Annotated in this window: 29 protein-coding genes, 4 tRNA genes and 1 riboswitch; of the genes, 14 read left to right on the top strand and 19 right to left on the bottom strand. The window is 39.1% G+C overall.

Features of this window, described 5'->3' with window-relative positions:
• Positions 1–81: 81 nt before the first annotated feature.
• The 4 genes from bioA to bioD are packed head-to-tail and all read left to right on the top strand — an operon-like array spanning position 82 to position 3,912.
• The gene (gene bioA, locus HLV59_RS14650; RefSeq protein WP_171430259.1) at positions 82–1,362 is read left to right on the top strand and encodes an adenosylmethionine--8-amino-7-oxononanoate transaminase; all 1,281 of its coding nucleotides are present in this window, start codon (positions 82–84) and stop codon (positions 1,360–1,362) included.
• Position 1,363: 1 nt separating this feature from the next.
• Positions 1,364–2,521, top strand: a complete 1,158-nt coding sequence (locus HLV59_RS14645; RefSeq protein WP_171430258.1) for an 8-amino-7-oxononanoate synthase — start codon at positions 1,364–1,366, stop codon at positions 2,519–2,521.
• The gene (gene bioC / locus HLV59_RS14640; protein ID WP_171430257.1) at positions 2,518–3,267 is read left to right on the top strand and encodes a malonyl-ACP O-methyltransferase BioC; all 750 of its coding nucleotides are present in this window, start codon (positions 2,518–2,520) and stop codon (positions 3,265–3,267) included. Before HLV59_RS14645 ends, bioC begins: the two co-directional genes overlap by 4 nt.
• The gene (gene bioD / locus HLV59_RS14635; protein ID WP_171430256.1) at positions 3,268–3,912 is read left to right on the top strand and encodes a dethiobiotin synthase; all 645 of its coding nucleotides are present in this window, start codon (positions 3,268–3,270) and stop codon (positions 3,910–3,912) included.
• A gap of 60 nt (positions 3,913–3,972) precedes the next feature.
• Here the strand turns inward: bioD and rluB are convergent, their stop codons facing one another.
• From rluB to HLV59_RS14610, 5 genes are all read right to left on the bottom strand, one after another.
• Complete coding sequence (gene rluB, locus HLV59_RS14630) at positions 3,973–4,896, bottom strand: 23S rRNA pseudouridine(2605) synthase RluB (RefSeq protein WP_171430255.1); 924 nt, start codon at positions 4,894–4,896, stop codon at positions 3,973–3,975.
• Positions 4,897–4,937: 41 nt separating this feature from the next.
• Positions 4,938–5,534 (bottom strand): SMC-Scp complex subunit ScpB, encoded by a 597-nt coding sequence (gene scpB / locus HLV59_RS14625; RefSeq protein WP_002120355.1) that lies wholly within the window; start codon positions 5,532–5,534, stop codon positions 4,938–4,940.
• Positions 5,531–6,322 (bottom strand): segregation and condensation protein A, encoded by a 792-nt coding sequence (locus HLV59_RS14620; RefSeq protein ID WP_031946457.1) that lies wholly within the window; start codon positions 6,320–6,322, stop codon positions 5,531–5,533. Before HLV59_RS14620 ends, scpB begins: the two co-directional genes overlap by 4 nt.
• A 224-nt stretch (positions 6,323–6,546) precedes the next feature.
• Entirely contained in the window at positions 6,547–7,164 is a 618-nt protein-coding gene (locus HLV59_RS14615) for an L-threonylcarbamoyladenylate synthase (RefSeq protein ID WP_057105421.1), read from the bottom strand.
• A 90-nt stretch (positions 7,165–7,254) separates the two neighbouring features.
• Positions 7,255–7,917, bottom strand: coding sequence for an elongation factor P hydroxylase (locus HLV59_RS14610; protein WP_171430254.1), 663 nt, complete (start codon positions 7,915–7,917; stop codon positions 7,255–7,257).
• 96 nt (positions 7,918–8,013) lie between these two features.
• On the opposite strand from HLV59_RS14610, the gene HLV59_RS14605 reads away from it, so the two are divergent.
• The 6 genes from HLV59_RS14605 to lysM all read left to right on the top strand — a co-directional run bounded on the left by HLV59_RS14605 (position 8,014) and on the right by lysM (position 11,682).
• Entirely contained in the window at positions 8,014–8,574 is a 561-nt protein-coding gene (locus HLV59_RS14605) for a YceD family protein (RefSeq protein ID WP_002120393.1), read from the top strand.
• 74 nt (positions 8,575–8,648) lie between these two features.
• On the top strand, positions 8,649–8,834 hold the full coding sequence (gene rpmF, locus HLV59_RS14600; RefSeq protein ID WP_000290730.1) for a 50S ribosomal protein L32: 186 nt from the start codon (positions 8,649–8,651) through the stop codon (positions 8,832–8,834).
• 151 nt (positions 8,835–8,985) lie between these two features.
• On the top strand, positions 8,986–9,972 hold the full coding sequence (fabD, locus tag HLV59_RS14595) for an ACP S-malonyltransferase (RefSeq protein WP_016142042.1): 987 nt from the start codon (positions 8,986–8,988) through the stop codon (positions 9,970–9,972).
• Positions 9,969–10,703 carry a 3-oxoacyl-ACP reductase FabG gene (fabG, locus tag HLV59_RS14590; protein ID WP_002120395.1) on the top strand — a complete coding sequence of 245 codons (735 nt, stop codon included), beginning with the start codon at positions 9,969–9,971 and terminating at the stop codon, positions 10,701–10,703. Before fabD ends, fabG begins: the two co-directional genes overlap by 4 nt.
• Positions 10,704–10,787: 84 nt before the next feature.
• Complete coding sequence (gene acpP, locus HLV59_RS14585) at positions 10,788–11,024, top strand: acyl carrier protein (protein ID WP_001279871.1); 237 nt, start codon at positions 10,788–10,790, stop codon at positions 11,022–11,024.
• A 184-nt stretch (positions 11,025–11,208) separates the two neighbouring features.
• The gene (gene lysM / locus HLV59_RS14580) at positions 11,209–11,682 is read left to right on the top strand and encodes a peptidoglycan-binding protein LysM (RefSeq protein ID WP_016142041.1); all 474 of its coding nucleotides are present in this window, start codon (positions 11,209–11,211) and stop codon (positions 11,680–11,682) included.
• A 44-nt stretch (positions 11,683–11,726) separates the two neighbouring features.
• Here lysM and HLV59_RS14575 read toward each other — a convergent pair whose 3' ends face one another.
• Positions 11,727–12,494: a hydroxymethylpyrimidine/phosphomethylpyrimidine kinase gene (locus HLV59_RS14575; protein WP_057105519.1), complete on the bottom strand. Its 768-nt coding sequence runs from the start codon at positions 12,492–12,494 to the stop codon at positions 11,727–11,729.
• 97 nt (positions 12,495–12,591) lie between these two features.
• Here HLV59_RS14575 and HLV59_RS14570 point away from each other — a divergent pair, with 97 nt between their 5' ends.
• A complete protein-coding gene (locus HLV59_RS14570; RefSeq protein WP_057105518.1) occupies positions 12,592–13,266 on the top strand; it encodes an HAD-IA family hydrolase in 675 nt (224 codons plus the stop codon).
• A 58-nt stretch (positions 13,267–13,324) separates the two neighbouring features.
• Here HLV59_RS14570 and ribB read toward each other — a convergent pair whose 3' ends face one another.
• Positions 13,325–13,984 (bottom strand): 3,4-dihydroxy-2-butanone-4-phosphate synthase, encoded by a 660-nt coding sequence (ribB, locus tag HLV59_RS14565; RefSeq protein WP_061875332.1) that lies wholly within the window; start codon positions 13,982–13,984, stop codon positions 13,325–13,327.
• 90 nt (positions 13,985–14,074) lie between these two features.
• A riboswitch (FMN riboswitch) is annotated at positions 14,075–14,225 on the bottom strand.
• 176 nt (positions 14,226–14,401) lie between these two features.
• Between ribB and HLV59_RS14560 the strand changes: the two genes are divergently transcribed.
• Positions 14,402–16,186, top strand: coding sequence for a DUF2157 domain-containing protein (locus tag HLV59_RS14560; RefSeq protein WP_171430253.1), 1,785 nt, complete (start codon positions 14,402–14,404; stop codon positions 16,184–16,186).
• The gene (locus HLV59_RS14555) at positions 16,183–16,734 is read left to right on the top strand and encodes a GDYXXLXY domain-containing protein (protein ID WP_031947529.1); all 552 of its coding nucleotides are present in this window, start codon (positions 16,183–16,185) and stop codon (positions 16,732–16,734) included. The genes HLV59_RS14560 and HLV59_RS14555 overlap by 4 nt, the downstream gene beginning before the upstream one ends.
• A 54-nt stretch (positions 16,735–16,788) precedes the next feature.
• Here the strand turns inward: HLV59_RS14555 and panD are convergent, their stop codons facing one another.
• The 11 genes from panD to HLV59_RS14500 form a co-directional block, all read right to left on the bottom strand.
• Positions 16,789–17,169: an aspartate 1-decarboxylase gene (panD, locus tag HLV59_RS14550; RefSeq protein WP_016142035.1), complete on the bottom strand. Its 381-nt coding sequence runs from the start codon at positions 17,167–17,169 to the stop codon at positions 16,789–16,791.
• A gap of 131 nt (positions 17,170–17,300) precedes the next feature.
• Complete coding sequence (gene pth / locus HLV59_RS14545) at positions 17,301–17,882, bottom strand: aminoacyl-tRNA hydrolase (protein ID WP_016142034.1); 582 nt, start codon at positions 17,880–17,882, stop codon at positions 17,301–17,303.
• A 20-nt stretch (positions 17,883–17,902) separates the two neighbouring features.
• A complete protein-coding gene (gene rplY / locus HLV59_RS14540; protein ID WP_002120443.1) occupies positions 17,903–18,199 on the bottom strand; it encodes a 50S ribosomal protein L25 in 297 nt (98 codons plus the stop codon).
• A 97-nt stretch (positions 18,200–18,296) separates the two neighbouring features.
• Entirely contained in the window at positions 18,297–19,247 is a 951-nt protein-coding gene (locus HLV59_RS14535) for a ribose-phosphate pyrophosphokinase (protein WP_002120445.1), read from the bottom strand.
• A 36-nt stretch (positions 19,248–19,283) separates the two neighbouring features.
• Positions 19,284–19,358: transfer RNA gene (locus tag HLV59_RS14530), tRNA-Gln, on the bottom strand.
• A 91-nt stretch (positions 19,359–19,449) separates the two neighbouring features.
• Positions 19,450–19,524 (bottom strand) — tRNA-Gln (locus tag HLV59_RS14525).
• Between the two features lie 20 nt (positions 19,525–19,544).
• Positions 19,545–19,619 (bottom strand) — tRNA-Gln (locus HLV59_RS14520).
• 26 nt (positions 19,620–19,645) lie between these two features.
• Positions 19,646–19,720: transfer RNA gene (locus tag HLV59_RS14515), tRNA-Gln, on the bottom strand.
• Positions 19,719–20,552 (bottom strand): 4-(cytidine 5'-diphospho)-2-C-methyl-D-erythritol kinase, encoded by an 834-nt coding sequence (gene ispE / locus HLV59_RS14510; RefSeq protein WP_062848744.1) that lies wholly within the window; start codon positions 20,550–20,552, stop codon positions 19,719–19,721. The genes HLV59_RS14515 and ispE overlap by 2 nt, the downstream gene beginning before the upstream one ends.
• An 18-nt stretch (positions 20,553–20,570) precedes the next feature.
• Complete coding sequence (lolB, locus tag HLV59_RS14505; protein ID WP_125739839.1) at positions 20,571–21,149, bottom strand: lipoprotein insertase outer membrane protein LolB; 579 nt, start codon at positions 21,147–21,149, stop codon at positions 20,571–20,573.
• Positions 21,150–21,153: 4 nt separating this feature from the next.
• Positions 21,154–22,863, bottom strand: coding sequence for a tetratricopeptide repeat protein (locus HLV59_RS14500; RefSeq protein ID WP_171430642.1), 1,710 nt, complete (start codon positions 22,861–22,863; stop codon positions 21,154–21,156).
• Between the two features lie 88 nt (positions 22,864–22,951).
• Between HLV59_RS14500 and hemA the strand changes: the two genes are divergently transcribed.
• Positions 22,952–24,235 carry a glutamyl-tRNA reductase gene (hemA, locus tag HLV59_RS14495; RefSeq protein WP_087090220.1) on the top strand — a complete coding sequence of 428 codons (1,284 nt, stop codon included), beginning with the start codon at positions 22,952–22,954 and terminating at the stop codon, positions 24,233–24,235.
• Here hemA and HLV59_RS14490 read toward each other — a convergent pair.
• Entirely contained in the window at positions 24,232–26,100 is a 1,869-nt protein-coding gene (locus HLV59_RS14490; RefSeq protein ID WP_171430252.1) for a DNA primase, read from the bottom strand. The genes hemA and HLV59_RS14490 overlap by 4 nt on opposite strands.
• Positions 26,101–26,183: the final 83 nt, after the last annotated feature.

Here is a 26,183-nt window from a genome sequence, read left to right as displayed (position 1 = left end):
GATCTCGCAATTTTCTTTCATTCTCAACAGGTTTAACATGTGCTAAATGAAAGATTTGAATGCTGTAAAAGGGTAAATAGGATGACCGATAATTTTGATTTAGAACATATTTGGCATCCATATACCTCAATGACCCAACCTTTACCAACGTTTAAAGTTAAACGTGCCTATGGGGCAACAATTGAACTAGAGGATGGTAAGACTTTAATTGATGGTATGTCATCTTGGTGGTGTGCAATTCATGGTTATAACCACCCTGAACTCAATCAGGCAGTAACAGATCAATTAAAGAATATGTCGCATATCATGTTTGGTGGTTTAACTCATGATCCTGCCATTGAACTTGGAAAAATTCTTTTAAAAATTACTCCATCGAGTCTCGATAAAATTTTCTATGCTGATTCAGGTTCAGTTGCCGTTGAAGTTGCTTTGAAAATGGCTGTGCAATTCTGGACAGCACAAGGCCAACCACAAAAAACAAATTTTATTACTACACGTTCTGGTTATCACGGTGATACATGGAATGCGATGTCTGTTTGTGATCCAGTAACAGGCATGCATCAGATTTTTGGTACAAGTTTACCAAACCGGCTTTTTGTAGCAGCACCGCAAACCAAATTTCATGAAGAATGGAACCAAGAAGATATTGCTGAGCTAGAACAGGCTATTCAGCAAAATCATGAAAACCTTGCTGCACTGATTATTGAGCCAATTGTACAAGGTGCAGGGGGCATGCGTTTTTATCATCCTGAATATTTACGTCAAGTGAAAGCACTTTGTGAACAATATAACCTGCTCTTAATTTTTGATGAAATTGCTACTGGTTTCGGTCGCACGGGTAAGCTCTTTGCGTGGGAACATGCCCAAGTTGAGCCAGACATTATGTGCATAGGTAAGGGCTTAACAGGCGGCTATATGACCTTATCTGCTACCTTAACCACAAAGTATGTTGCAGAAACCATTAGTCGCGGTGAGGCTGGGGTATTTATGCACGGCCCAACTTTTATGGCCAATCCACTTGCTTGCGCGGTTGCTTTAAAAAGTACGCAATTGTTAATTGAACAAGATTGGCAGGCCAATATTAAGCGAATTGAGCAACAGCTTAGCCAATATTTAACGCCTTTAAGTCAGCTTGATTATGTTGCCGATGTACGGGTGCTCGGTGCGATTGGTGTAGTAGAACTCACCTTTAATGTTGATATGAAGACTTTGCAGCAACAATTTGTAGACCGCGGAATCTGGATTCGTCCTTTTGGAAAATTGGTTTATGTGATGCCACCGTATGTGATCACTCATCAAGAGTTAAATGATTTGCTTGAACAATTGGTTGAGGTTGTTCAAACGATGCAGGGAGCGTATTAAGATGTCATTGCTCAATCATTTTGCTGCCGAGTTAGATGAGTTAAAACAACAAGGTAACTTTAGACACTTTACTCAAAATGTGCAGCATGACCGTTTTATTACGATTCAAAATAAAACGATGCTTAACTTGGCTTCAAATGACTATCTTGGGTTAGCGGCTGATATTAATCTTCGCCAAGAGTTTCTAGATCACTATCCATTAGAACGAAGCTATTTTAGTTCTTCATCTTCACGTTTATTAACGGGTAATTTTGAAGAATATGAACAGTTAGAAAATAGCCTAAGTAAAGCATTTGGTGGTCGGTCGGCTCTCTTATTTAATAGTGGCTACCATATGAATCTTGGTATTTTACCTGCGGTGGCTGATAGTAAAACTTTAATTTTGGCAGATAAGTTCGTCCATGCGAGCATGATTGATGGGATCCGTTTATCTGGTGCTCAATATGTGCGTTATCGACATAACGATTTGCAGCACTTAGAACAACTTCTACAAAAATATCATGATGATGAAAAGATTGAACGAATTATTGTGGTCACAGAAAGTATTTTTAGTATGGATGGGGATGAAACAGATTTAGCCGCTTTAGTCCAGCTCAAAAAACGTTTTGCTAAAACCATGTTGTATGTCGATGAAGCACATTCAATTGGTGTGCGTGGTCAGCAAGGATTAGGGTGTGCTGAACAATATAATACCATTCAAGAAATTGATTTTTTAGTTGGTACATTAGGTAAAGCATTAGCAGCAGTCGGTGGTTACATTATTTGCGATCCAATTATTAAAGATTATCTCATTAATAAAATGCGCCCACTTATTTTTAGTACTGCACAGCCCCCGATTGTGATGGCATGGGCAAACTTTATTTTTCAAAAAGTATTAGTTGCTCAACCTCAGCGTGAACATTTAAAAAGTATTAGCCAATATCTTCAACACGCTATTGTGCAAAAGGGCTACGATAGCCCATCGACCAGCCATATTATTCCTGTCATTGTGGGAGAAAGTCAGGCTGCTATCGATAAAGCGAAGCAAGTTCAGGAAAGTGGTTTTTATGCTATGCCTGTGCGCCCGCCAACAGTACCTAAAAACAGTTCCCGTTTGCGTATTTCTTTAACGTCAATGGTACAGCAACATGAGCTTGAAGAATTGGTGAGTTTTCTGTGAGTTTGAATAAAAACTTAGTTGCCCAGCGTTTTGCCAAAGCAGGGCAAAGCTATTCAGAACATGCAGTTGTTCAAAAAAAAATTTGCCAAAATTTAACACGATTACTCCAGCAGTTTTGCCCGAGGACGATGTCACGTGTTTTTGAAATTGGTTGTGGTTCTGGCAATTTAACTCGTCTCATTACTGCCTCTTTCCAAATCGAAGAGTTAATTTTGAATGATCTGTATGCAGATGTGCAGCAGCATTTTAATTCTCACGAAAGTTTGAAATGGTTGATTGGAGATGTTGAGACGATAGATTTTCCTCAGCAGCTCGATATGATTGTTTCAGGTTCCGCTTTACAGTGGATGCAAGATTTACCGCGCTTGCTCGAACATTGTACGGCATCTTTAGTTGATCAAGGCTGGTTATGCTTTTCAACATTCGGCCCTAAGAACTTATTCGAAATTAAAGAGCTAACAGGACAAGGCTTAAGTTATTGGTCTATTGAAAATTGGAATAGTGCCTTAACTCAGGCTGGTTTTGAGATTTTGCATTTGTCAGAATCAGAAACTCAACTCTATTTCGATTCACCTAAAGCTGTATTGCAACATTTAAAAGCAACAGGTGTAACCGCAACGGCTCAGCATCGTTGGAGTAAGCAAACGTTACAACAGTTTTATCAAGATTATGAGCAGTTTAAGTGTGTCGAGGGATATTCCCTAACATATCATCCGATTTATTGTATTGCCCGGAGAATGAAGTAAATGAGTGGTCAGATCTATTTTGTGAGTGGGATTGATACCGAAATTGGTAAAACCTACGCGACAGGGTTTTTAGCAAAATTATGGACTGAGCAGGGTAAAAAAGTGATTACCCAAAAACTCATTCAGACAGGTAATACAGATATTTCTGAAGATATCGAAAAGCACCGTGAAATCATGGGACAGGGTTGGTTTGAAGAAGATCATGACAAGCTAACCATGCCTGAAATTTTCAGTTATCCAGCCTCACCTCATTTAGCAACACGTCTTGATAATCGAGAAATTGATTTTCAAAAAATTGAAAAAGCGACTCAAACATTAGCAGAACGTTTTGAAATTGTATTGTTAGAAGGTGCGGGAGGCTTAATGGTGCCATTAACCACCAGTCTGCTTACCATCGATTATGTTGCTCAGCACCAGTTTCCGGTTATTTTAGTAACCTCGGGGCGTTTGGGAAGTATTAATCACACTTTACTTAGTCTTGAAGCACTTAAGTCTCGTGGACTTAAATTAAAAGCTTTAGTTTATAACCTAAAAGATGAATCAAAAGATCCATTAATTTCTCAAGATACTTCAAATTATTTGAAAGATTATTTAGCTGTTCATTTTCCTGAAGCTGAATGGATTGAACTGGCAAAAATGAATTAAGTTCAACAGGCTATAAAAAACCGCTCAAATTTGAGCGGTTTTTTACATCTTATTAATGTTTTAGAATTTCTTCGAACCACGGTTAAAGCCAGTCGCTTTACGTTGGCTACCCGTATTAACTGGAGCTTCTTTGTCATCATCACGACGTTGTTGACGTAAGTAACCGCCACGACGCGCTGCCATTGGTTTTTCAGTCATACGATCAGTACGGCGTTTTGCCATACCAAATAAACCTGTACCTTGGCGTGGTTTTAACTCAACTGATTTTGCTAAGTTGTCGATGTCAGTTTTGTCGAGTTCCATCCAACGACCAGTACGTAATTCGCGCGGTAAAATAACTGTACCGTAGCGTGTACGTAATAAACGACTTACTTTAAGGTCTTGCGATTCGAAAATACGACGTACTTCGCGGTTACGGCCTTCTTTTACTACAACTTGGTACCAGCGGTTAATACCTTCACCACCAATTTCAGAGAATGATTCGAATTTGGCTGGGCCATCTTCGAGCTCTACTCCATTAACCATGTTTTGGCGTAGTTTTGGTGTTACTTCACCCATTACTCGAACAGCATATTCACGTTCAATTTCATTAGATGGGTGCATTAAGCGATTAGCAAGTTCACCATCATTTGTGAAGAGTAATAAACCAGTACTGTTAATATCCAGACGACCTACCATTACCCAACGGTCATTGGCAATTTGTGGTAAATGATCAAATACGGTTGGGCGTTTTTCAGGATCATTACGTGAACAGATTTCACCCTCAGGCTTATAATAAATCAGTACGCGACGACGAATTTCGTCTTCAATCTGAAACTGAACTTTACGGCCATCAATGCGTAATTCATCGCCTGGTTCAATGCGCTCACCCACTTGGGCAACACGACCGTTTACACTCACGCGTCCTGCGGCAATAACCTCTTCCATATATCGGCGGGAACCTAATCCGATTCGCGCTAATACTTTTTGCAATTTTTCACTCATGACAGCACAACCTTAGACATAATGATCAACAGTCCACCTCTTTATGATTTCGGTGCATTTGCATCGAGAGCCATAAAGGCTTCCTTGGCGTTCTGTAGGGGAGGCAATTGGCCTAGAGAGGCTAGACCAAAAGCATTCAGAAACTGAGGCGTTGTAATTAGCAACGCAGGTCTTCCGGGTAAATCTCTAAAACCGGCTTCTTTAATCCAGTTCCAGTCAAATAGTGTTCTGAGAATCTGACTATTATTAGATACACCACGAATTTGTTCAATATCAGCTCGGGTAACCGGTTGATGATAAGCAATGACAGCCAGGGTTTCTAGTAATGAAGGCGACAGTTTTGTTGGTCGCTCTGGCCAAATTTGCGCAATAATACTACGATATTTAGATCTTACCTGAAAGCGAAACCCTTGTGCTGTTTCAATCAACTCAATTGAGCGGCCATGCTGTAATAAGGCGAGCTGTTGTAAAAGTTGACGAAGCTGTTGTTTATTATACTGATTATTAAATGCTTCTTTTAAGCGGGCAATTGAAACGGGCGCTTCACTGGCAAAGATAATTGCTTCAAGTTGTAATAAGACTTCATGATGTATGTCAGCTAATGACAAATCACTATTATTTTGTTCAAAACTACTCATATTGAAGATCCTTGAATAGCTAACGGGGCTTCGATACCAGTGGCAATAATTTTAATTTTTTGTTGGCGGGTTAATTCTAATACCGCCATAAATGTAACAACCATTCCCATACGACCTTGCTGGGGATTGAGTAATTCTTTAAAACTTAACACGTCACCAGACTCTAATTTCTCTTCAATATATGCAATACGTTCTTCAAGTAAAACAGGTTCTTGAGCAATAACGTGCGTAACAGGTTCTGGACGGTTAAATACACAGAATAAAGCATCATGTAGCGCTGAGATATCGTAACCTTCATAAACAGGAGAGATATGTCCTAAACTTACATTAGCACTAAACGTATCACGCTCAAGAATTGGCATTTGACCTAAACGCTCAGCTGCTTGCTTAATGCGTAGATAAGTTTCAAGACGATCAATAAGTTCCTGCTTAGGATCTTTTTCAATGCTTATAATTGTAGGTTTGGGTAAAAGTAGGCGAGATTTTAGGTCGGCCAATAGAGCAGCCATTACCATATAATCTGCTGTTAACTCGATATTTAAAGACTTCATACTGTCCATATAGGCTAAATATTGAGTCGCAATAGGTGCAATGTCGAGTTGGACTAAATCGAAACCATTTTTCTGAATCAGATAAATTAAAAAATCTAATGGACCTTCAAAGTGCTCGAGCAAAATCTCAAATGCAGCTGGAGGTATATAGAGATCTTCAGGAATCTTGTCATGCCACTCATCTAAAACACGGATGTGTGGAGCGTCTTCCATGGATTGATGAAGTGATTGATTCATTACGATTATAAGCCACGCGAATTTTCAAAAGCATGAGACTTGTTATTCAAGTCAAAGACAGCTGTAAGTAGAAGAACAGCAGATAGTGAAAATCATTCTAAATGAATTGTGTCTTTTAATAAATTACTTAACGACTAAAGTGTAAAAAAAATCCAAAATAAATAAAGAGTATTTTTTGGAGTGATAATACTTTTTTTTAAACTATTGGTAAAAAATGTAAGTGCTTATTCAAAAGCACTTACATCGCCAACACCACGACGGATGATCTCAGGATGTTCACCCGATAAATCGACAATACTTGTACTTGTTAACGTACCAAAACCACCATCAATAAATACATCAATTCGTTTATCGAGCTGATTTTCAATATCATACGGATCATCTAAAGGATCTTCATGGCCCGGTAAAATTAATGTACTGGTGAGTAGGGGTTCGCCCAGTTCTTGTAATAAAGCCTGACAAATCGGGTTACTTGGAATACGTAAGCCAATCGTTTTCTTTTTAGGATGCATCAATCTACGAGGAACTTCACTTGTTGCAGGCAAAATGAACGTAGTAATAGCTGGTGTGTTCGCTTTCAATAAACGATAGGTTGCATTATCAACTTTTGCATAAGTCGCAATATCAGATAAGTCACAGCACATAATGGCATATTGATGCTTAGGCCCTAAACCACGTATCTGTGCAATACGCTCCATGGCATTTTTATTACCGATTTGACACCCAATCGCATAGGCTGCATCGGTAGGGTAGACCACAACATCTCCTGCTCGGATACGTTCAACAGCTTGGGAAATGAGGCGTTGCTGTGGATTTTCAGGATGTACATGTAAATGCATCATATTTTAGAGACTCCATCACGCCAGTGTTAGAAATAATTATTAGGCTTTTTAAATAACCTAGGCAAGCAATTAACGTAGTTTTTTTGTCAATTAATCAAGGAGTTCACGTTTAAATTCATTTAATTGTAAAGGTGTACCCGAACGTGTACATTGGCAAATAAAACCAATAAATGCTGCTGCATCACGGGGCAACTTAGCTTCGCCCGAAAAGTAACGTTGCACTTGAGCATAGACATTATCTTTAAATAGTTTGCCATCTCCGCCATCACCCGTAAGGTTATCAAGAGATACTCTAAATTTTCCGCCAAAGGATTGTGCAAATAACCATTCAATCGCTTGAGGCTTAATTTCTACTTGTTCAAATAAACTTTGCTCTTCTTGAGTACGACCATCAGGTGCATACCAATATCCTAAATCTGGTAATAGACGTCTTTTTTCACCCGCAATAGACCAGTGACTAATTTCATGCAAAGCGCTATTAAAGAAACCGTGAGCAAATTGGATCTTAGCGGGTTCTTTATTTGTGGCTGGGAAATATTCAGGTTCAAAATCACCACGAACTAATGTCACATTATGGTGGGAAAACCAGTGATTAAAGTGTAAAATAAGCCAATCAACTTGCTCAGACTCCGATTTTGAGCTTGACCATGGTGAGAGTTGCACTAGGTCAGGTACAAGAGTGTTCTGATGAGTTGAATGGGTGCAAACGAGTAATGAAGTGTTAACTTCAGGTTGCGGCTGCAACAGGTGCATTGCTTAATTTACCCCGAGTTCTGTCTAAAGAAGTGCAAAATTGTATCTTAATCTTTGACAGAGTACCGATGAATTTGTAGAATTGCCGCCTTAATTATGTCAGCAAATACCTTTCCGGCACAGATTGAGCCGTTTAAATGGGCTGAACAAGGCTTTACATGGTCAGGTCAACTGCCCTTGTCTCGCTTTGCTCGTATCGCTCGTGAAGCTGTTGGATCAATTGATAATCAATTGATCAACATAGACTGTAAGCTATCAATGGATGCATATCATCGCATTGTGTGGATGGACGGTCACATGGACACGAAAGTTCCAATGGAGTGCCAACGTTGTTTGGAACCTGTTGAAATGCCTCTTGTCTTAGACTTCCATATTGCATTAGTGGATGATGAGTCACTGATAGAGCGCTTGGATGAGGATGCTGATTTCATCGTTTTAGGTGAAAGTGAGTCTTCGACGAAAGGCGATTATGATACGCCTGCCTCGATTAACTTACTCGCATTACTAGAAGATGAACTGTTATTGTTGATGCCTTTATCTCCCAAGCATGATGCTTGTGAACATAAACATCAACCTACCATTCAGAATGTTGTCGAAGAAAAACGGGATAATCCGTTTGATGTTTTGGCAGGTTTGAAGGGTAAACTTAACTCATAATTTGTGTTATAATTGTGAGATAAGACAACTGAATTTGTTCTGATCCATTTTTTCGATCTTTGTAAGGAGCCATCATGGCCGTTCAGCAAAACCGTAAAAGTCGCTCTCGCCGTGACATGCGCCGTTCACATGACGCTTTAACCGAGAATGCATTAACAGTAGACCAAGCAACTGGTGAAACTCATCGTCGTCACCATGTGACTAAAGACGGTTTCTACCGTGGTCGTCAATTATTCGCTAAAGCAGCTGATGCTGAATAATTGCATGATATGCATTAAGCGTGATGCTTAAGTATAGAAAAAATGGGAGCGAAAGCTCCCTTTTTTTGTTGTTTTTCGCAATTATAAATATATAAATAACATGTTAAATTTCCGCTCCAGAAATGAGTGAAAACCCAAAAAAGGATTTCTTATGTCTGCTAAACGTCTTGAACAAGTAGCTTTAGCCACAAAAACTGCATTTGTGTTTCCTGGTCAAGGTTCACAAAAAGTCGGTATGCTTGCTGAACTAGCAGAACAGTTTAGTGGGGTCGGGCAAACCTTTGCGGAAGCTTCAGATGCTCTTGGATTTGATCTGTGGCATATTGCGCAAAGTGGCGAAGGTCTCGACCAAACAGAAAATACCCAACCTGTGTTATTAACTGCCAGCATCGCTTTATGGCGTGTATGGCTTGATTTAGGTGGTCTGGCACCTAAGTACCTTGCAGGACATTCACTAGGTGAATACAGTGCATTAGTAGCTGCAGGCTCTATGAGCTTGGCGGATGCAGTTAAACTAGTTAACTTGCGTGGCAAACTCATGCAAAGTGCCGTTCCTCAAGGGGAAGGGGCTATGGCTGCAATTCTTGGTTTGGCTGATGAAAAAGTAGTTGAGCTTTGCCAAACTGTGAGTGCGTCAGGTGAGGGTTCTGTAGAAGCTGCAAACTATAATTCACAAGGCCAAGTTGTAATTGCGGGTAGTACTGCATCTGTACAACAAGTTATGGCATTGGCAAAAGAACAATCTGCTAAAGCAATTGCTTTACCTGTATCGGTTCCTTCACATTGTTCATTGATGAAACCTGCTGCGGAGAAATTTGCAGAAGCTTTGGAACAAACTGCCATTGAGCTACCTACCATTCCTGTAATACAAAATGTCAACGCGGGAATAGCTACCGATGTTGCTCAATTGCGTCAGGCGTTAACTGCACAATTGTACCAATCAGTACAATGGACAGACACGATGCAGTTTTTACAAAACCAAGGCATACATTACATTGTTGAATGTGGCCCGGGTACAGTATTGAGTAATCTCGCAAAGCGTTTACCAAATATTGAAAAAGCTTTTTCTATTGATAGTAAGAGCAAAATGGAAGATGCCCTAAATGCTGTTTTAGTGGCAGAAGGAAAAATTGCATGACACAAGAACGCAAAGTTGCATTAGTAACGGGCGCGAGTCGGGGTATTGGCGCTGCCATTGCCCAGCAACTTATTCAAGACGGTTATTTTGTTGTAGGTACTGCGACTTCTGAATCTGGTGCACAAAAGTTAAGTGATAGCTTTGGTGAACAAGGTGCAGGTTTGGCGCTCGACGTGCGTAATCTTGATGAGATTGAAGCAGTCGTTTCTCATATTGAACAGAACTATGGTCCTGTACTTGTTCTAGTTAACAATGCAGGTATTACGAAAGACAATTTGTTGCTTCGTATGTCTGAAGATGATTGGGATGACATTCTCAACATTCACCTGAAAGCAGTTTATCGTTTATCTAAACGTGTGCTTAAGGGGATGACGAAGGCACGTTTTGGCCGAATTATTAATATCAGTTCTGTTGTAGCTCACTTTGCAAACCCAGGCCAAGCGAACTATTCTGCTGCTAAAGCAGGTATTGAAGCATTCAGCCGTAGCCTTGCAAAAGAGATGGGTAGCCGCCAAATTACTGTAAACAGTGTGGCGCCAGGTTTTATTGCAACAGAAATGACAGATGCACTTAGTGAAGACATTCGCAAAAAAATGAGTGATCAAGTGGCTTTAAATCGCTTAGGTGAGCCACAAGATATCGCAAATGCGGTGAGTTTCCTTGCAAGTGATAAAGCAGGTTACATTACCGGTACGGTATTACATGTAAATGGTGGTTTATACATGGCCTAACGCCGATGTATAAACTTTTAAAAATTTTTATATTCAATTAAACTAGTGGCAAATTAAACGCCACAAGCAATGAGGAGAATTCCTGTGAGCGATATCGAACAACGCGTTAAACAAGCGGTTGCAGAACAACTTGGTCTTAAAGCTGAAGAGATTAAAAACGAAGCATCTTTTATGGATGACTTAGGTGCTGACTCTTTAGATTTAGTTGAACTTGTTATGTCTTTCGAAAACGACTTCGACATCACTATCCCTGATGAAGATTCTAACGAAATCACTACAGTTCAATCTGCAATTGACTATGTAACTAAAAAACTTGGTTAATTCGCATATTGCTGAATAAAAAGAAGGCCACCGTAAGGTGGCTTTTTTTATTTTAAAAAAATTAAGAGATACATATTTTTACAAGATCAACCTCAATTGATAGCAGAGGTATAACTTTTTTGAAGTATAACAATAAAGGTCAGTTTAATGACTTTACTATAAACAATAATATGAGGACTAAAAGATGGGTCTTTTTGATTTTGTAAAAGGTATTGGCAAAAAAAATACCGCACCAGCAGAACCACAACCAGCTCCAGCAACACCAGCAGAACCTTCTGCACAAGAAGTTGCAAATAAATTATTAGGTTTAATTAAAAGTTTAGGTTTAGGGGTAGAAGGCTTATCTGTAACCTATAACGGTACTACCGATACCGCGACTATTAAAGGACAGGTAAAAAGCCAAGCAGATAAAGAAAAAATTATTCTTATTGTTGGGAACATTGATCATGTGGCACAAGTAGATGACCAGATGACTGTTGCAACGCCTGAACCAGAAAGTAAATTTTATACAGTGAAATCTGGTGACAACCTTTCAAAAATTGCGAAAGAAGTTTACGGTGATGCAAATCAGTATCCAAAAATCTTTGAAGCAAATAAACCAATGTTAAAAGATCCTGATGAGATTTTCCCAGGACAAGTTTTACGTATTCCTCAATAATTGAGGTTAATAAAAAGGCGCTTTAAGCGCCTTTTTTGTGCTTTTTAAAAACGTTTTGGAATCTTTTGTCCGTTTGGTACAGGGGTATCCGCATTTTTTAAAACACCGAATAACCATGTTTCAGCATGTTGTACCGCAATTTTTAAAGAATCACCCAAAGCTAAACGCCCTGCGATAAAGCTAGCTAAAGAACAACCTGATCCGTGATATTCACCTTCAAGGCGAGGACAGCTACTAGTCGCTGCCAGTTCACCGTTAATGTATAAACTATTTTTAATATGATCTGGTGTATCTTCGTGTCCACCTTTGACTAAAACAGCTTTAGCACCCATTTCAAATAACTTTTGAGTTGCTTGATCTAAATCAGAAATACCTGTTAGAGCACGTAATTCAATGGTATTTGGAGTAATAAGTGTTGCTAGGGGAATCAGCTCAACGAAAGCTTTAACGAGAGTTGCTTGATCACCTAAAGAGCCACCACTATTTGCAACTAAAACAGGGTCAAGTACATATTGATAGTCAGGGTGAGCACGTAAAAATTCAGCTAGTGCAGCAATATTATCTGTCGTGCCAAGCATGCCTGACTTAACACATTTGATGGGTAAGTCACCTACAACTGCATTGGCTTGTGCTAATAAAAGTTCTTTTGAGGTTGCTTCGAAGCCAAATACTTGTTGTGAATTTTGAATGGTGAGGGCAGTACATGCAATTGCTGCATGGGCACCACTTTGTCCAATTGCTTCGATATCGGCTTGTAAACCTGCACCACCTGAAGGGTCTAAACCCGAGAAACAAAGTACGGTTGGACGCACGGTTATTTCCTTTTCAATTTAAATTTACGTTAGTATAAGAGAGTTTGATTAAACTCTCGACCAATTGAATTAAATACTTTACTGGGTTAGTGATTGAATGGCTATAAAACATATTTTGATTGATTTAGATGGAACCTTAACAGACCCAAAAGTTGGAATCCATACTTCAATTCGTTATGCAATGGATAAGTTGGGCTATCCATTGGCCGCCGATTTAAATATTGACTGGACAATTGGTCCCCCGTTAAAAGCATCATTAGCGAAACTTCTAGACACACAAGATGATGCTTTAGCTGAACAAGCTTTACTTGCTTATCGTGAGCGTTTTTCGGTTACAGGTTTATTCGAAAATGAAGTATATCCATCTGTTGCAGAAACGCTTAGTGCATTAAAAAAAGAAGGATATCGTTTATTTGTCGCCACCGCTAAACCAACGATTTATGCAAAACGTATCTTGGATCATTTTGAATTAAGCCAATACTTTGTACATATTTATGGGAGTGAGTTAACGGGTGAGCGCACAAATAAAGCTGAGCTTATCCATTATATTCTTGAGCGTGAGCAACTAAACCCTGAAGAATGCTTAATGGTAGGCGATCGCCAATATGACATTTTGGGTGCTCGTCATAATGGTATTGAAGCGGTAGCAGTAACTTATGGTTATGGAACACCTGAAGAGCTCGCTCAAGCACAACCAAAAGCAATGATTACGCAATTTTCTGAACTTTTGGAATATGTTGAAGGGCAGGCAACCCAAAAGAAAGTATCTTAAATATTATCAAATTTGAATTTAAAGGTTTGGCTTTAATCTAAAGCCAAACCTTTGTTATTTAAATACCATGTTGTTGGCGGTATTGAACCAGTTCTTCAATCGTAATCACAGTTAAATGATGAGTTTGAGCATATGCTAAAACTTGAATGCCCGACGCCATCGTGCCATCTGGGTTGGTTAATTCACATAACACGCCAGCGGGTTTAAGCCCAGCTAGTCTTGCTAGATCAATTGTTCCCTCTGTATGGCCTCGACGAGTAAGTACGCCACCATGACGTGCACGTAATGGAAAAACGTGACCCGGACGATTTAAGTCACTTGCGACAGCACCATCTTTAATTGCAGTTTGAATGGTAGTAACACGGTCTTTAGCAGAAACACCAGTAGTCACACCTTGAGCTGCTTCAATTGTTACTGTGAAAGCAGTATGAAACTGACTTGAGTTTTGAGAAACCATTGGAGGGAGTTCTAGATGATCTGCTAGCTCTTCTGTTAGGCATAAACATACGATACCTGAGCCGTCACGAATCATACGTGCCATTGTTTCAACAGTTAGTGTTTCAGCTGCAACAATTAAATCTGCTTCATTTTCACGGTCGAAGTCATCCATTACCAAGACAGGTTTGCCTTGACGGATATCTTCTAATGCTTGTTGAATGCGTTGTTCAGCAGGAGAGAGGGCTGAGAAAAAAAGTTCTGGTTGAATTAAGCTAGACATAATGAAACGCTCTCGTAAAAATACGGTTGAACATTTCAGGACTGATGTAAAAACAGGCTGGCACTGAAATAAAACGGATTTATCCCAGTTCGTCGTCTTCTTTCATCCGGACTATACCGTCGGCTTTGGAGTTTCACCAAATCTGCTCAAATTACACAATTTAAGCTCGTGGGCTTGTTAATCTATTTAGAAAAATTAACTTTACCACCGGTGGGGAATTACACCCCGCCCTGAAGCGATGGGTTTCATTATAGCGCGCTTGATAAAATTGGCTAGATGCTTTTATAGAATGCTAAGTTTCTTTACGAATAAGTATTTTCATAAATAGAATTAGGCTTTTTAACAAGAGCTTACTTGTTGATATGAAAATGGAATGCTATGTTTTTTATAGAAAATTATAAATAAAATAGGTGTTTCATGCAGAGAAGAGACTATTATCCTCTGACCAATAGCTCATTTATTCAGCATCTCCATATTTTCAGTTATGTATTTATGGCGGTAAGCATTCTGTATTTAATTGCTGCTAATTGGTTGATGCTTCCAGACAGTATTCAACTCGCTATCCCGCCCACTATATTAGTTGTCACAGCTTGGTTCAGCATAAAAGATACTTTAAGAGATGGGGTTAGGCAGACCTTACATAGCGTTTGTGGTTTGATGATAGGCTTAAGTCTGGCTGTAATTGGGCAGATTTATCAAACTGGTGCAGACAGCTATTTGCTTTTTTTAATTTGGACATTGCTGTTATTACCTTGGCTATATCGACCCAATATTGGAATCTTTGCTTTAATTTGTATTACTAGCCAACTTACACTTTTTTTATTTTTTAAGCAGACTTTTTGGCTAGAAAAATTTCCCTATTTATATCTATTTGCTCTAAATTTATTAAGCCTTATTGAGTTTTGGATATGTATAAAGAAATATCGTGCTTTACGATTTGTCTTTATTGCTTGGTTTGCAGTTATTTCAATCATTGGAATGATTCAATATTTATCGAATGAGAATATTCCTTATCTGATCTCTGCTTTCTTTTCAGGAATAATCGCTTTTTATTATTTCTTCAAAAAAGATGATCAATTATGTGCCAGTTTAATGGCTGCTGTTCTTGGTGTAACGGCTACCATATGGCTTGTAGATGGGATTAATCATCTATTTAAAGACTCTAATGAGTTCATCTTTTTATTGATTGCGGGCATTATTTTTATTTGGTTTGCGCTGATTAGCTATCTTTTAATAAAAATTTTTCGTCAAAGCCGCTTTTATATCATTCCAATGGCAATTGGTGCTTGGCTTGCGGGTTTAGCGCTTGCAGCTTTTACGCTCGTATTTTGGGAAGCCATTTCTTTAGTGATTGGAATTATTTTTGTAGCATTTGCTATCGTGCTTTTAAAAAAATCGCAACGTTATTTCTTTCGACAATTTGCTTATTGTTTATTTATCAGTGGACAGACTGCTTTCTTATTTCATCTTGGTTCAGAAACAGATCAGATGCTATGGGTTTTAATTGCACAGATTTTTATTCTATGTATTAGTTATTTCTTTAAACCACATTGGTTTTTCATTTTAATTCAAATGCTTGCTACGTATGGCATAGCTTTTATCTATTTGCTACAACTGGACCATTCATTATGGTCAATACATTCTACTCAAACCTATTTAAATTTAACTTTGCTCAATTATTTTGTTTTTAGTTTGGTACTCTTACCTAAGAGAGAATCACTAGTTCTATATGAGCGTAGTATTTTTTTATGTGTGCTAGTCGTCATTCTAGTAGCTTCTTTTTTCGATACTTTTATGGGACTTGTTCCAGAAAATTCGATAGATCAATATAGGTGGGTTCTATATTTTCTGCCTAGTGTTTGGTTACTTTACTTTAGTGTTTTTCATTTATATAGACAACTTCAGGGAATCATATTTTTCGCTTTTTTAATTTTTGGTGTGTTACTTATTGCATTGGGATATTTCGAAATTTTCATATTGTTTACTATTTTAACGTGGGCATTAAAAAGTAAAGATCGGATTGTTTATGGAGTTAGCTTAGCTGTATTCGTTTTAGTGTTCTGGCAGCTCTATTACAACCTACAAATAACTTTTCTTGCTAAGAGTTTATCTATTTTTATTTCTGGTGTTTTTCTATTGGCTCTGTCTGGGTTGCTTGACCGTGAAAATAAAAATGGTCTTATTGAAGGAGAGAAACAATGAAAAAGTATTTTTCTCTTATTCTTGCATTAGCCACGATGTTATTTTTTGCAGCGTTAGTAGTCAAAAACGAATGGCATCTGCACCATAGTAAAAGTATTTTCATTGAGCTTAAACCAGTTGATCCTCGTTCAATTTTACAAGGTGACTATATGGCATTGGCTTATGAGTTACATTTACAATCTCTTAAAGCTCTTGCTGGAAGTGAAAGTGAAGCACTAGAACAGGTGGTTTTTAATCGCTCTTCTGTTCCCGCAAAAATTATTTTGGATTCACAAAATCGCGTAGTTCGTACCATTTTAGATATCAATAATTCATTTGCTGGGCAGAGGTTAATTTTAAAAAATCCTGAAAATCGTTTGCAGGCTTTATATCCTGCTTCTCGTAGTTTTTTGTTTGCAGAAGGCTTGGCTCAATGTTATGAAAAAGCCAAATACGCTGAATTTAAGGTAAACCCTAAAGGTGAGGCGATTCTGTTTGATTTGCGAGGAGAGGGGCTTCAACCTTTAAATTGTGAAAAGCAAAAGAACTGGTGGAAAAGAACTATTTAGGATTTATAAAAATAAAAAAGCCCGTTAATACGGGCTTTTCTTTTTTAATCTTTATTAAGCAACTTGTACAGGAATGCAATTCGCTGTGTGGTTGACTGTATTATCTGGGTTTGCATATACCAAACGTGGTTTGTGAGCATTTGCTTCAACTTCGGTGAAATCACCAAACGTAGCAATAATAACTAAATCGCCAACATCTGCTTGATGTGCAGCACCGCCGTTTACTGAAATAATGCCAGAGTTATCTTCACCACGAATCGCATAAGTCGTGAAGCGTTTGCCATTGGTTACATTCCAAACATGAATTTCTTCATATTCACGAATACCAGCTAAATCCATCAATACGCCATCAATTGCACAAGAACCTTCATAGTGAAGCTCAGCATGGGTTACAACTGCACGGTGAATTTTGCATTTTAATAAACGAGATAGCATGGCTAGCGTCTCCTGAGTAGACCTAAGATGTAGATCTTATGGTGAAATCTTTAGCTTTTGCGGTTGGCAAAGTGGCTGATGCGCATTTTGCTCCTAAAAAAGCAAGATAGCAAGCATGATTGTTCAACAATTTAAGTGGGTTTATATGCATTAATTTGATTCATTGCCTGAGGAACTTGTCCTTGAACAAGTAGCTTCACTTTAGAAAGGGCATGATCAATTGCTGCATCCATCAGACTTTGTTCACTACTTGGTGCTTTTCCAAGTACGTGACCTGAAACTCTCTCTTTCGAGCCAGGATGTCCGATCCCAATACGTAAACGGTGAAAATTTGGACCAATATGAGGAACAATGTCACGTAAACCGTTATGCCCACCGTGACCACCGCCTGTTTTAAGGCGAATAACTCCAGGGTTCATATCTAGTTCATCATGAGCAATCAAAATTGCTTCGGGAGCAATTTGATAAAATTTTGCAAATGGAACTACACTTTGTCCAGAACGGTTCATAAATGTAGTGGGTAGAAGTAGACGGACATCGTGTCCTTCTATGTTACCACGTCCACTGATTCCGTGAAATTTCGGATCATTTTTTAATGTAATGCCATATTTATCAGCAAGCTGTTCTATGAACCAAAAACCTGCATTATGGCGGGTCTGGGCATATTCTGAACCAGGATTGCCCAAACCAACAATTAGCGAAATATTTGACACTAATCTACGCCTTTAAACACTTATGCGCGTTTGAAGTCAGCGTGCATAGGAGTGTTTTTAGATGGGTGACGTTGTAACGCTTGGATTTTAACGTTTTCAACTTTGTCGCCCACTTTGATTTCTACAACTTCTTCAAAGAAAGCATTGCTTTCTAAAGCTTTTACAAGCTCACGAAGTTCTAAAGTAACAGTTACAGGCTCAGCGTTGCCACCATAAATGATAGCTGGAATTAAAGCTTCGCGACGAAGGCGGCGGCTCGCACCTTTCCCTTGTTTGTCTTCAGCACGCGCTTGAGCGTTTAATACGAAGTTTGCCATGAGTAAATCCTCATTAAAGTTTAAATAGACTAAACTTGCGACCAGTTTAGTGAGAGAAAACCCCAGCCAAGGCTAGGGTTTATAAAAAGCTGCAATATTATAAACTATCGAACATTGCACTGATAGACTCTTCGTTATTAATACGACGAATCGTTTCAGCAACCATACTAGCAACAGAAACCTGACGGATCTTGCCTAAGGTTAATGCTTCTTCAGAAAGAGGAATGGTATCAGTCACAACCAGTTCATCAATAACTGAATTACGTAAGTTTTCAATAGCCTTACCTGATAGTACAGGGTGAGTTGCGTATGCAACTACACGACGTGCACCAAATTGCTTAAGCGCATCAGCTGCTTTACACAATGTACCCGCAGTATCAACCATATCGTCTACGATAACGCAATCACGATCTTTTACGTCACCAATTAAGTGCATAACTTGCGACTCGTTGGCTTTTTGACGACGTTTATCAATAATTGCTAAATCGATGTCACCCATCTGTTTGGCAACAGCACGAGCACGTACTACACCACCAACGTCAGGAGAAACCACCATAAGGTTGTCATGTTGTTGTTGACGTAAGTCAGCAAGCAAAGCAGGAGTACCGTAGATGTTGTCGACTGGAATATCGAAGAAACCTTGAATTTGGTCAGCATGTAAGTCGATCATCACGACACGGTCAATACCAACAGTGGTAAGCATGTCTGCGACAACTTTAGCTGTAATCGGCACACGTGCAGAACGTGGACGACGGTCTTGGCGAGCATAACCAAAATAAGGGATAACAGCGGTAATACGACCAGCACTTGCACGACGCAAAGCATCTGCCATAACCAAGATTTCCATAAGGTTATCATTGGTAGGGGCACAAGTAGGCTGAACGATAAATACGTCTTTACCACGAACATTTTCAGTAATTTCTACTGAAATTTCTCCATCAGAAAAGTGACCGACTGATGCAGCACCTAGAGGGATATGTAAGTGACTTACGACTTTTTGAGCGAACTGTGGATGAGCATTTCCACTAAAAACGACAAGATTGGGCATGAAGCACCCTTGGCGGTTGGTATGTAATGAAATAGATGGCAGGGGCGGCTGGATTCGAACCAACGGATGCCGAGATCAAAACCCGGTGCCTTACCACTTGGCGACGCCCCTAATGCGGCAGAACTTTAATATTTTTGCAATGCAATGTCAAGATTAATCAACAAAAAGCATAGCAATTAAGTCTGTCTTTAAAATAAGAGAATGGCAGGGGCGGCTGGATTCGAACCAACGGATGCCGAGATCAAAACCCGGTGCCTTACCACTTGGCGACGCCCCTAAATTCGATGATATATATGATGGCAGGGGCGGCTGGATTCGAACCAACGGATGCCGAGATCAAAACCCGGTGCCTTACCACTTGGCGACGCCCCTAATATAATCATCATTACAGGTGAGGTTGGCAGGGGCGGCTGGATTCGAACCAACGGATGCCGAGATCAAAACCCGGTGCCTTACCACTTGGCGACGCCCCTAACGTGTAACCTTAAAATGATTAAGAGGAGATTCTTTTAAACTATTTACCAAGTAAGATTTACATGGCGAATGCTTAAGAATTTCATCAATATTCATTTCATTCGTTACTTCAGTAAAAACACAAGCACCTGTACCTGTAAGCTTTGCTTGACCAAACTGATCTAAATATTGCATTGCTTCTTCTACTTCAGGGTATAACTGTCGAGCCAGTGGCTCAAAGTTATTTCCAAAATTAGAAGGCTCTAACTGATAGGCGCAAAATTTAGTGGTCTTAGAGTCTCTTGTCAATGTTTTTTGTGAAAAAAGCAATTGAGTGCTGATAAAACAATCAGGTTTTAAAATAATGAACTGTTTTTGATCTAAGTCTATGAATGATAAATGTTCGCCGATGCCTTCAGCCCATGCATTTTTACCATAAATAAAAATTGGAACATCAGCACCGAGCTTTACACCGTAGTCCGCAAGTTGTTCTTGCTTTAGGCCACATTCCCATAATTGATTTAACACAATAAGCGTTGTGGCGGCATTAGATGAACCGCCGCCTAGACCCGCACCCATTGGAATATTTTTTTCAATTTTGATGTGCAAGCCACAAAGTTTTTTCGCATGCGGTCTTAGTATTTGAGCAGCTCGATAAATCAAATTTTCTTCAGGTCTGACTTCACTCAATCCATCAATTTCGATTTGTTGATCCAAAGTGGGCGTAAATATCATCCAGTCATATAAATCAATAAGTTGGAAAATGGTTTGTAACTCATGATAACCATTTTCGCGTCGGCCTGTAATATGCAAAAACAGGTTGAGTTTAGCTGGAGAAGGAACTCGAATCATAGATTTATATAATTAGACTTAACGGTTTTGGATGACCATTGTAATACGGTTTTCTTTATCTTCAGCAAGAGCTTGCTTTAAAACCAGTTTGTTTGGCAAAGTTTGTGCGCCATCATAGCTAAAATTAACTGTCCATCCATCTTCAATCAGTTGGTTTACACGATTTTCGCTATCTTTACTGATTTGAGCACTTAAAGTTGCAGGTTTGGCTAAAATCCAACTCGTTAAATGAGTAATAGGTGCTTGCCAACCAGTTGCACGCTCTAAAAGCTCTTCTGGAGAGGCCGCAGTAATTAATCCAGTTTTCGCACTATTTAACTTAACTTCACCGGGTTTACCCTGAATTTGGGTTTTTCCTACACCTAAAATACCGCTTAATTCAATATCAAAATTATCTTGTTGTTGAACCCATGTGAAAAAAGCACTACCAGTTTGCTGTGGTGTGCGAACCCCGATTTTACCTTGTAAATTAAAGTGTTTTTCATCTTGAACTTGTTGGGTAACCGCAGGTTTTGGTTGAGTAAAATGCTGACAACCGGTTAGAAATAATACACTTGATCCACAGATCGCTGTGCACAGTTGGGCAAATTTGCTCATATATTTAACTCTTTTTTGCAGATGTAGGTAAAATTAACGCATCAAGCTGTTGTAATTGTGGATCATTGGCATGTTTTTGTTTCAGTTGTTGTAACACAGCGCTAAATTGAGTTAATGATCCTTGCATATACAATGCTTTAGCATAACGAATGCCAATATTTATATTGTGACTAAGTTCATAAGCTTTGCCTAAAGCCTCTGCCGCGGCTTCATAATCATTCTGCAAAAATGCAATATAGCCTAGCGTATCAAGGATTGAGGCTTGTTCCGGCGCATATTCTAAAGCTTGCTCTGCATATTGACGTGCTTCTTTTAGCCGACGGTTTTGCAGGGCTAATGTATAAGCATATGCATTAAGGTAAGTTGGACTGTTAGGCTCAAGTTGCAATAATTGCTTTAATGTTTTGTCCAGTTTATCTCTGTCAGTATACGGATCAAGTAATAAAACTTCTGCGTAAATGAGTTCTGGATCATCGGGTAAATTCTTTATCGCTTCATCTAATAAGTTTAATGCAGCTTTTTTATTGCCCATTTTCTTTAAGATTTCAGCTTGAGCTTGATATAAGAAACTTGCATGTTGGGGATAATTTACGCGTTCTTGAGTAAGGAATCGTAAAGCATCGTGTAAATTTTCTTGTTTATCATATATTGCAATCAAGTTTCGTCTTGATACCACGTATAAACTGCCATCAACTAAACGATAGTAAGCTTTTGCAGTTTCATAATGCTGTTTACGTTCTGCATTAATCGCTAAGTAGTAATACGCTTCATTTTGGTATTTAGCCGAGTTTCGCAGGTCGACAAGATATTGTTCTGCTTTGTCATACTGTTTTAAATCAATGCTTGTTAAGCCTGCAATAAATAAAGCTTCTTCAGCTTGAGGGTTCGCTTCTATAATTTTTTCAAGTTTTTCTAAAGCAAGCTGAGGTTGGTTAATTTGTATGAGATAGCGGATTTCAGCTAAACGAATATCTAAATTTTTCTTATTTTTACGACTCGACTTTGCATACCATTTAAGTGCACCTTCTTGATCGCTGAGAGCAATGAGTAAGTTTGCTTTCATTAAAATAAAGCTCGTTACTTTAGGACGTCGGCGTAATGCTTTGTTAATGTTGGTTAGCGCAGTTTGTAATTGACCATTTTGTGCTTCTAAATTGGCGATGAGCGCTAAGATAGAAGGGTTGGCTTTTTCTGCACTCGAGCGTAAAGCTGTTAATAAAACCTCTCGATCTTGTGCATTTTCTGGGGCAATGCTGGCTAAAATCTGTTCTAGATCGGCGGTGGGGTCTATCTTTAAAATCTTATCTAATGTCTCAGCAGCAAGCTGATATTCGTGCGTTTTTAAAGCAATATGTGACAAATAGAATAAGGCTGGTACATCTTTGGGTTCTTGAGCGACCCAATGTGTAGCAATGTTTAACGCAGCTTGTAAATCATTATATTCAAGTGCAACGTCTAAAGCTCGCTGCTTAATTGAGGTAGAGTTGCTTTTAATTGCGAGCACTGTGTAATTGTGCAAAGCGTTTGGAATATCGTCATAAGCGAGCGCAAATTCAGCGACCATGGATTGCTCTAATGCCTGATCAAACGAATGCACGGCATAGGTCTCTTGCACAGGACGTGCATAGACATATGAGGACATGCTACCTAACAATAAGAATGTGGTAGAATACTGTCTTATCGAAGCACCGTTAAAATTAATACGGCTATTCATTTGACGCAATTTTTATTGATCCAAAGTAATGCTTTTTATGACACCGATGTTGCACAATAGCATAAATTTAGCGAAATGATGATCTGATATGTCTTTCTTTGCATTGGGTGTCAACCATCAAACAGCTTCTGTAGAACTCCGCGAACAAATTGCTTTCAATGCAGAGCGATTAAGTCGTTTGCTTGCCGAACAACGCCATCACCAAAACCTAAAGGATTTGGTGGTCGTCTCGACTTGTAACCGTACAGAAGTTTATGCCATGGCAGACAATGCCGAAAGCCTTCTAAAATGGTTAGCCGATGCCAATAATATTGATGTAAAGCAGTTAATTCATCATGTTTATCGTTACGAGAACACGCAGGCAATTACACATTTAATGCGAGTAGCGAGTGGTTTAGACTCTCTTATGCTAGGTGAACCACAAATTTTAGGGCAGGTTAAAAGTGCTTTAGCATTGTCTAAAGAAGCCCAAACGGTCTCTCCTGAATTGAACAGTGTTTTTGAATATGCTTTTTATGCAGCTAAACGGGTACGTTCCGAAACCGCGGTAGGTAGTCATGCTGTTTCAATGGGTTATGCAGTTGCACAACTGGCCTTACAGGTTTTTAGTAAGCCTGAAAAACTTACCGTAATGGTGGTTGCTGCGGGTGAAATGAATAGCTTAGTGGCTAAACATTTGGCTGAAATGGGTGTCGCGAAGATTATTATTTGTAATCGTAGCCGTGAGCGTGCTGACCAGTTGGCTCAAGAAATTGCACATCAGGTGGAAGTTGAGATTATTGAGTTTTCAGCATTAGCAGAAAATTTATATCGTGCTGATGTCGTGTCGAGCTGTACTGGTAGTTTATACCAAGTTATTGCTTATTCTGATGTTAAGACCGCATTAAAAAAACGTCGCTATCAACAAATGTTGATGGTCGATTTAGCAGTGCCACGTGATATAGATCCTAAAGTTGAAGCACTTGATGGGGTCTATTTATATGGTGTGGATGATTTACAAAGTGTGATTGATGAGAACCTCGCTCAGCGTCGTCAGGCGGCAGTTGAAGCGGAAGTGATGGTGAATCAATTAGCGACTCAGCTTATTACTCATCAAAAGGTTAAAGAAGCTGGTAGCACAATTCATGCGTACCGCCAGCACAGTGAAGAGATTAGTCAACAAGAGCTTACGCATGCATTAGAAGCTTTACATCATGGTGATAATGCCGAACAAGTATTACAGCAATTTGCCCACCGTTTGACGCAAAAACTTATGCATCCTACATCGATATTACTACGTGAAGCTGCTAAAGCAGAAAATCCTGATTATTTTGAATGGCTACAACAGCATTTACAGGATGTGTTTGATCATGAGCGTAAACCAAAACATTAAGACAACAGCTTTAAACTGATTTGTTTCGTCAACTCATTGAGTTGTTGTCTTAGATTTCTTGATTCAATTAAAGAAATCGGCGATTTAAGTTTTTGACGTAAATATCTTTCTTGCAGACTTAATGAATATTCTTTGGCTAACTTGTCAGCTACCTCAGGAGCCTGTGTTAATGCTTGAATATTTGTTCTTTGCATAATATCGGCAATTTCATGACAGTAACTACTACAAGCACCAAGCACATAATAAGTTGCCAGCTCTTGGTCATCTGGTAAATCATCAAAAATACGATTTAAGATCGCCAGTACTTTGGCTAATAATTCATCTTGGTGAATATAGGCCCGTAATCCTTCAAAATGAATATAAAGAAAAGGATGATGCATTAAAATTGCGATCGCAAAGTCTTCATCTTTTGTATGAATATTAAATGACAGCGAAGCATCGTGACTGATTTGTGGGGTAAAACGTTTACCAAGTCCGAGTTTCTCACGGAAAGATTGAGTAAGTAAGTAACGGAAAGAACCTTGTTTAGGTAATAATTCTGTGAGTTCTCTGAGTTCTCCCATGACTAAACTTTTCCCTTCAGGTGTACTGATATCGTGTTGGCCTGTTAAGTGCGCAAATACAAAATCGGACAAAAGAGGGGACTGTTGTAATAATTTTTGGAAATTTTCCAGCCCTTCTCGACGGATCAGAGAGTCGGGGTCATGATCATTCGGTAGAACAAAAAATTTAAGTTCACGACCATCATTAAGAAGTGGTAAAGCAATTTCTAACGTTCTGCGTGCTGCTTTTTGACCTGCCGCATCACCATCAAAAGCAATGGTAATTCGGCTATTTTGTTTAAATAAAATATTAAGATGTTCTGTATTACTTGCAGTCCCTAACGTTGCTACGGCCCCAGTAATGCCATATTGCTGAAGTGCAATGACATCCATATATCCTTCAACCATTAACCAATCGCTAGATTTAAGCTTTCTACCTTCATAAAGCCCATAAAGTAGCTGGTTTTTGTGGAAGACTTCGGAGTCCGGTGAGTTAATATATTTGGGCTTGATTTCATCATTTAAGGCACGTCCACCAAAACCAACGACTCGACCTTTAGGGTCACGAATTGGGAAAATAACGCGATCACGTAATAAATCAAAATCACGACCATTATCGCTCGAGCGGATAAGCCCAAGTTGTTTTAAGCCGTCAATGTCATAGGGAAAGGCTTTCTCTAGGTGCTGCCAGTCTTCTGGAGCATAGCCTAAGCGCCAAAATTGAATCGTCTGATTGGTTAATCCACGCTGTTTAAAGTAATTTTTTGCCTTTTGGCTATGAGGTAATTGTTGTTCATAGAACTGAGCAACATTTTCCAGTAAGTCATATAAATTACCTTCTTGAACTGGTTCATCAAAGCTAAACGGCTGTTCGAACTGAGCAAAAGGGTCATCGAAGAATACTGGTTCAAGCGTGTTGTAGCTTTCATCTGATGGCTGCTGTGGAGTTACAGGCTCAGCCATATTTGTTTTAGTAACAGGTGGCTTTGTAACCTGACGGGTATAAGACAGTTTTTTATTTTCAGTATTATCTTTGGGTAATTCAATTCCAGTACTACTGGATAATTCTTTCATTACCTCTATAAAGTTTCGGTTATCGATATCCATGAGAAAACGGATTGCATTTCCGTTAGCTTGACAACCAAAGCAGTGATAATACTGCTTGTCACGGTAGACATGGAACGATGGTGTTTTTTCTTGATGAAAAGGGCAACAGCCGGAATATGTACGTCCGGTTTTTTTCAGTTTCACACGTTGACCAATCAGATCGACAATATCTGTGCGATCTAGAATTTGATCAATCGTATGTTGTGGAATTGCCATAATTCAGATAACCGTATTAAAACTTGATGAGACAGTGAGTCAGAATATTCTGACATGATGAATCGAGATATGCCCAATAAATA

This window comes from Acinetobacter lactucae (genome assembly GCF_013122135.1).
Lineage (GTDB): Bacteria > Pseudomonadota > Gammaproteobacteria > Pseudomonadales > Moraxellaceae > Acinetobacter > Acinetobacter lactucae.
The sequence above is the reverse complement of the archived record's forward strand: the minus strand, read 5'-3'. Positions and strand labels throughout refer to the sequence as shown.

What these genes read in the sequence shown, in the direction of transcription:
- fabG (WP_002120395.1), top strand. Translation starts at nt 9,969, where the DNA reads ATGACACAAGAACGCAAAGTTGCATTAGTAACGGGCGCGAGTCGGGGT.
- rluB (WP_171430255.1), bottom strand. Translation starts at nt 4,896, where the DNA reads ATGAGTGAAAAATTGCAAAAAGTATTAGCGCGAATCGGATTAGGTTCC.
- HLV59_RS14615 (WP_057105421.1), bottom strand. Translation starts at nt 7,164, where the DNA reads ATGATGCATTTACATGTACATCCTGAAAATCCACAGCAACGCCTCATT.
- rplY (WP_002120443.1), bottom strand. Translation starts at nt 18,199, where the DNA reads ATGGCAAACTTCGTATTAAACGCTCAAGCGCGTGCTGAAGACAAACAA.
- bioA (WP_171430259.1), top strand. Translation starts at nt 82, where the DNA reads ATGACCGATAATTTTGATTTAGAACATATTTGGCATCCATATACCTCA.
- fabD (WP_016142042.1), top strand. Translation starts at nt 8,986, where the DNA reads ATGTCTGCTAAACGTCTTGAACAAGTAGCTTTAGCCACAAAAACTGCA.
- HLV59_RS14610 (WP_171430254.1), bottom strand. Translation starts at nt 7,917, where the DNA reads ATGCACCTGTTGCAGCCGCAACCTGAAGTTAACACTTCATTACTCGTT.
- HLV59_RS14570 (WP_057105518.1), top strand. Translation starts at nt 12,592, where the DNA reads ATGGCTATAAAACATATTTTGATTGATTTAGATGGAACCTTAACAGAC.
- ribB (WP_061875332.1), bottom strand. Translation starts at nt 13,984, where the DNA reads ATGTCTAGCTTAATTCAACCAGAACTTTTTTTCTCAGCCCTCTCTCCT.
- HLV59_RS14620 (WP_031946457.1), bottom strand. Translation starts at nt 6,322, where the DNA reads ATGAATCAATCACTTCATCAATCCATGGAAGACGCTCCACACATCCGT.
- HLV59_RS14645 (WP_171430258.1), top strand. Translation starts at nt 1,364, where the DNA reads ATGTCATTGCTCAATCATTTTGCTGCCGAGTTAGATGAGTTAAAACAA.
- lysM (WP_016142041.1), top strand. Translation starts at nt 11,209, where the DNA reads ATGGGTCTTTTTGATTTTGTAAAAGGTATTGGCAAAAAAAATACCGCA.
- rpmF (WP_000290730.1), top strand. Translation starts at nt 8,649, where the DNA reads ATGGCCGTTCAGCAAAACCGTAAAAGTCGCTCTCGCCGTGACATGCGC.
- HLV59_RS14605 (WP_002120393.1), top strand. Translation starts at nt 8,014, where the DNA reads ATGTCAGCAAATACCTTTCCGGCACAGATTGAGCCGTTTAAATGGGCT.
- bioD (WP_171430256.1), top strand. Translation starts at nt 3,268, where the DNA reads ATGAGTGGTCAGATCTATTTTGTGAGTGGGATTGATACCGAAATTGGT.
- scpB (WP_002120355.1), bottom strand. Translation starts at nt 5,534, where the DNA reads ATGAGTAGTTTTGAACAAAATAATAGTGATTTGTCATTAGCTGACATA.
- HLV59_RS14560 (WP_171430253.1), top strand. Translation starts at nt 14,402, where the DNA reads ATGCAGAGAAGAGACTATTATCCTCTGACCAATAGCTCATTTATTCAG.
- HLV59_RS14490 (WP_171430252.1), bottom strand. Translation starts at nt 26,100, where the DNA reads ATGGCAATTCCACAACATACGATTGATCAAATTCTAGATCGCACAGAT.
- panD (WP_016142035.1), bottom strand. Translation starts at nt 17,169, where the DNA reads ATGCTATCTCGTTTATTAAAATGCAAAATTCACCGTGCAGTTGTAACC.
- HLV59_RS14555 (WP_031947529.1), top strand. Translation starts at nt 16,183, where the DNA reads ATGAAAAAGTATTTTTCTCTTATTCTTGCATTAGCCACGATGTTATTT.
- lolB (WP_125739839.1), bottom strand. Translation starts at nt 21,149, where the DNA reads ATGAGCAAATTTGCCCAACTGTGCACAGCGATCTGTGGATCAAGTGTA.
- ispE (WP_062848744.1), bottom strand. Translation starts at nt 20,552, where the DNA reads ATGATTCGAGTTCCTTCTCCAGCTAAACTCAACCTGTTTTTGCATATT.
- hemA (WP_087090220.1), top strand. Translation starts at nt 22,952, where the DNA reads ATGTCTTTCTTTGCATTGGGTGTCAACCATCAAACAGCTTCTGTAGAA.
- HLV59_RS14500 (WP_171430642.1), bottom strand. Translation starts at nt 22,863, where the DNA reads ATGAATAGCCGTATTAATTTTAACGGTGCTTCGATAAGACAGTATTCT.
- HLV59_RS14535 (WP_002120445.1), bottom strand. Translation starts at nt 19,247, where the DNA reads ATGCCCAATCTTGTCGTTTTTAGTGGAAATGCTCATCCACAGTTCGCT.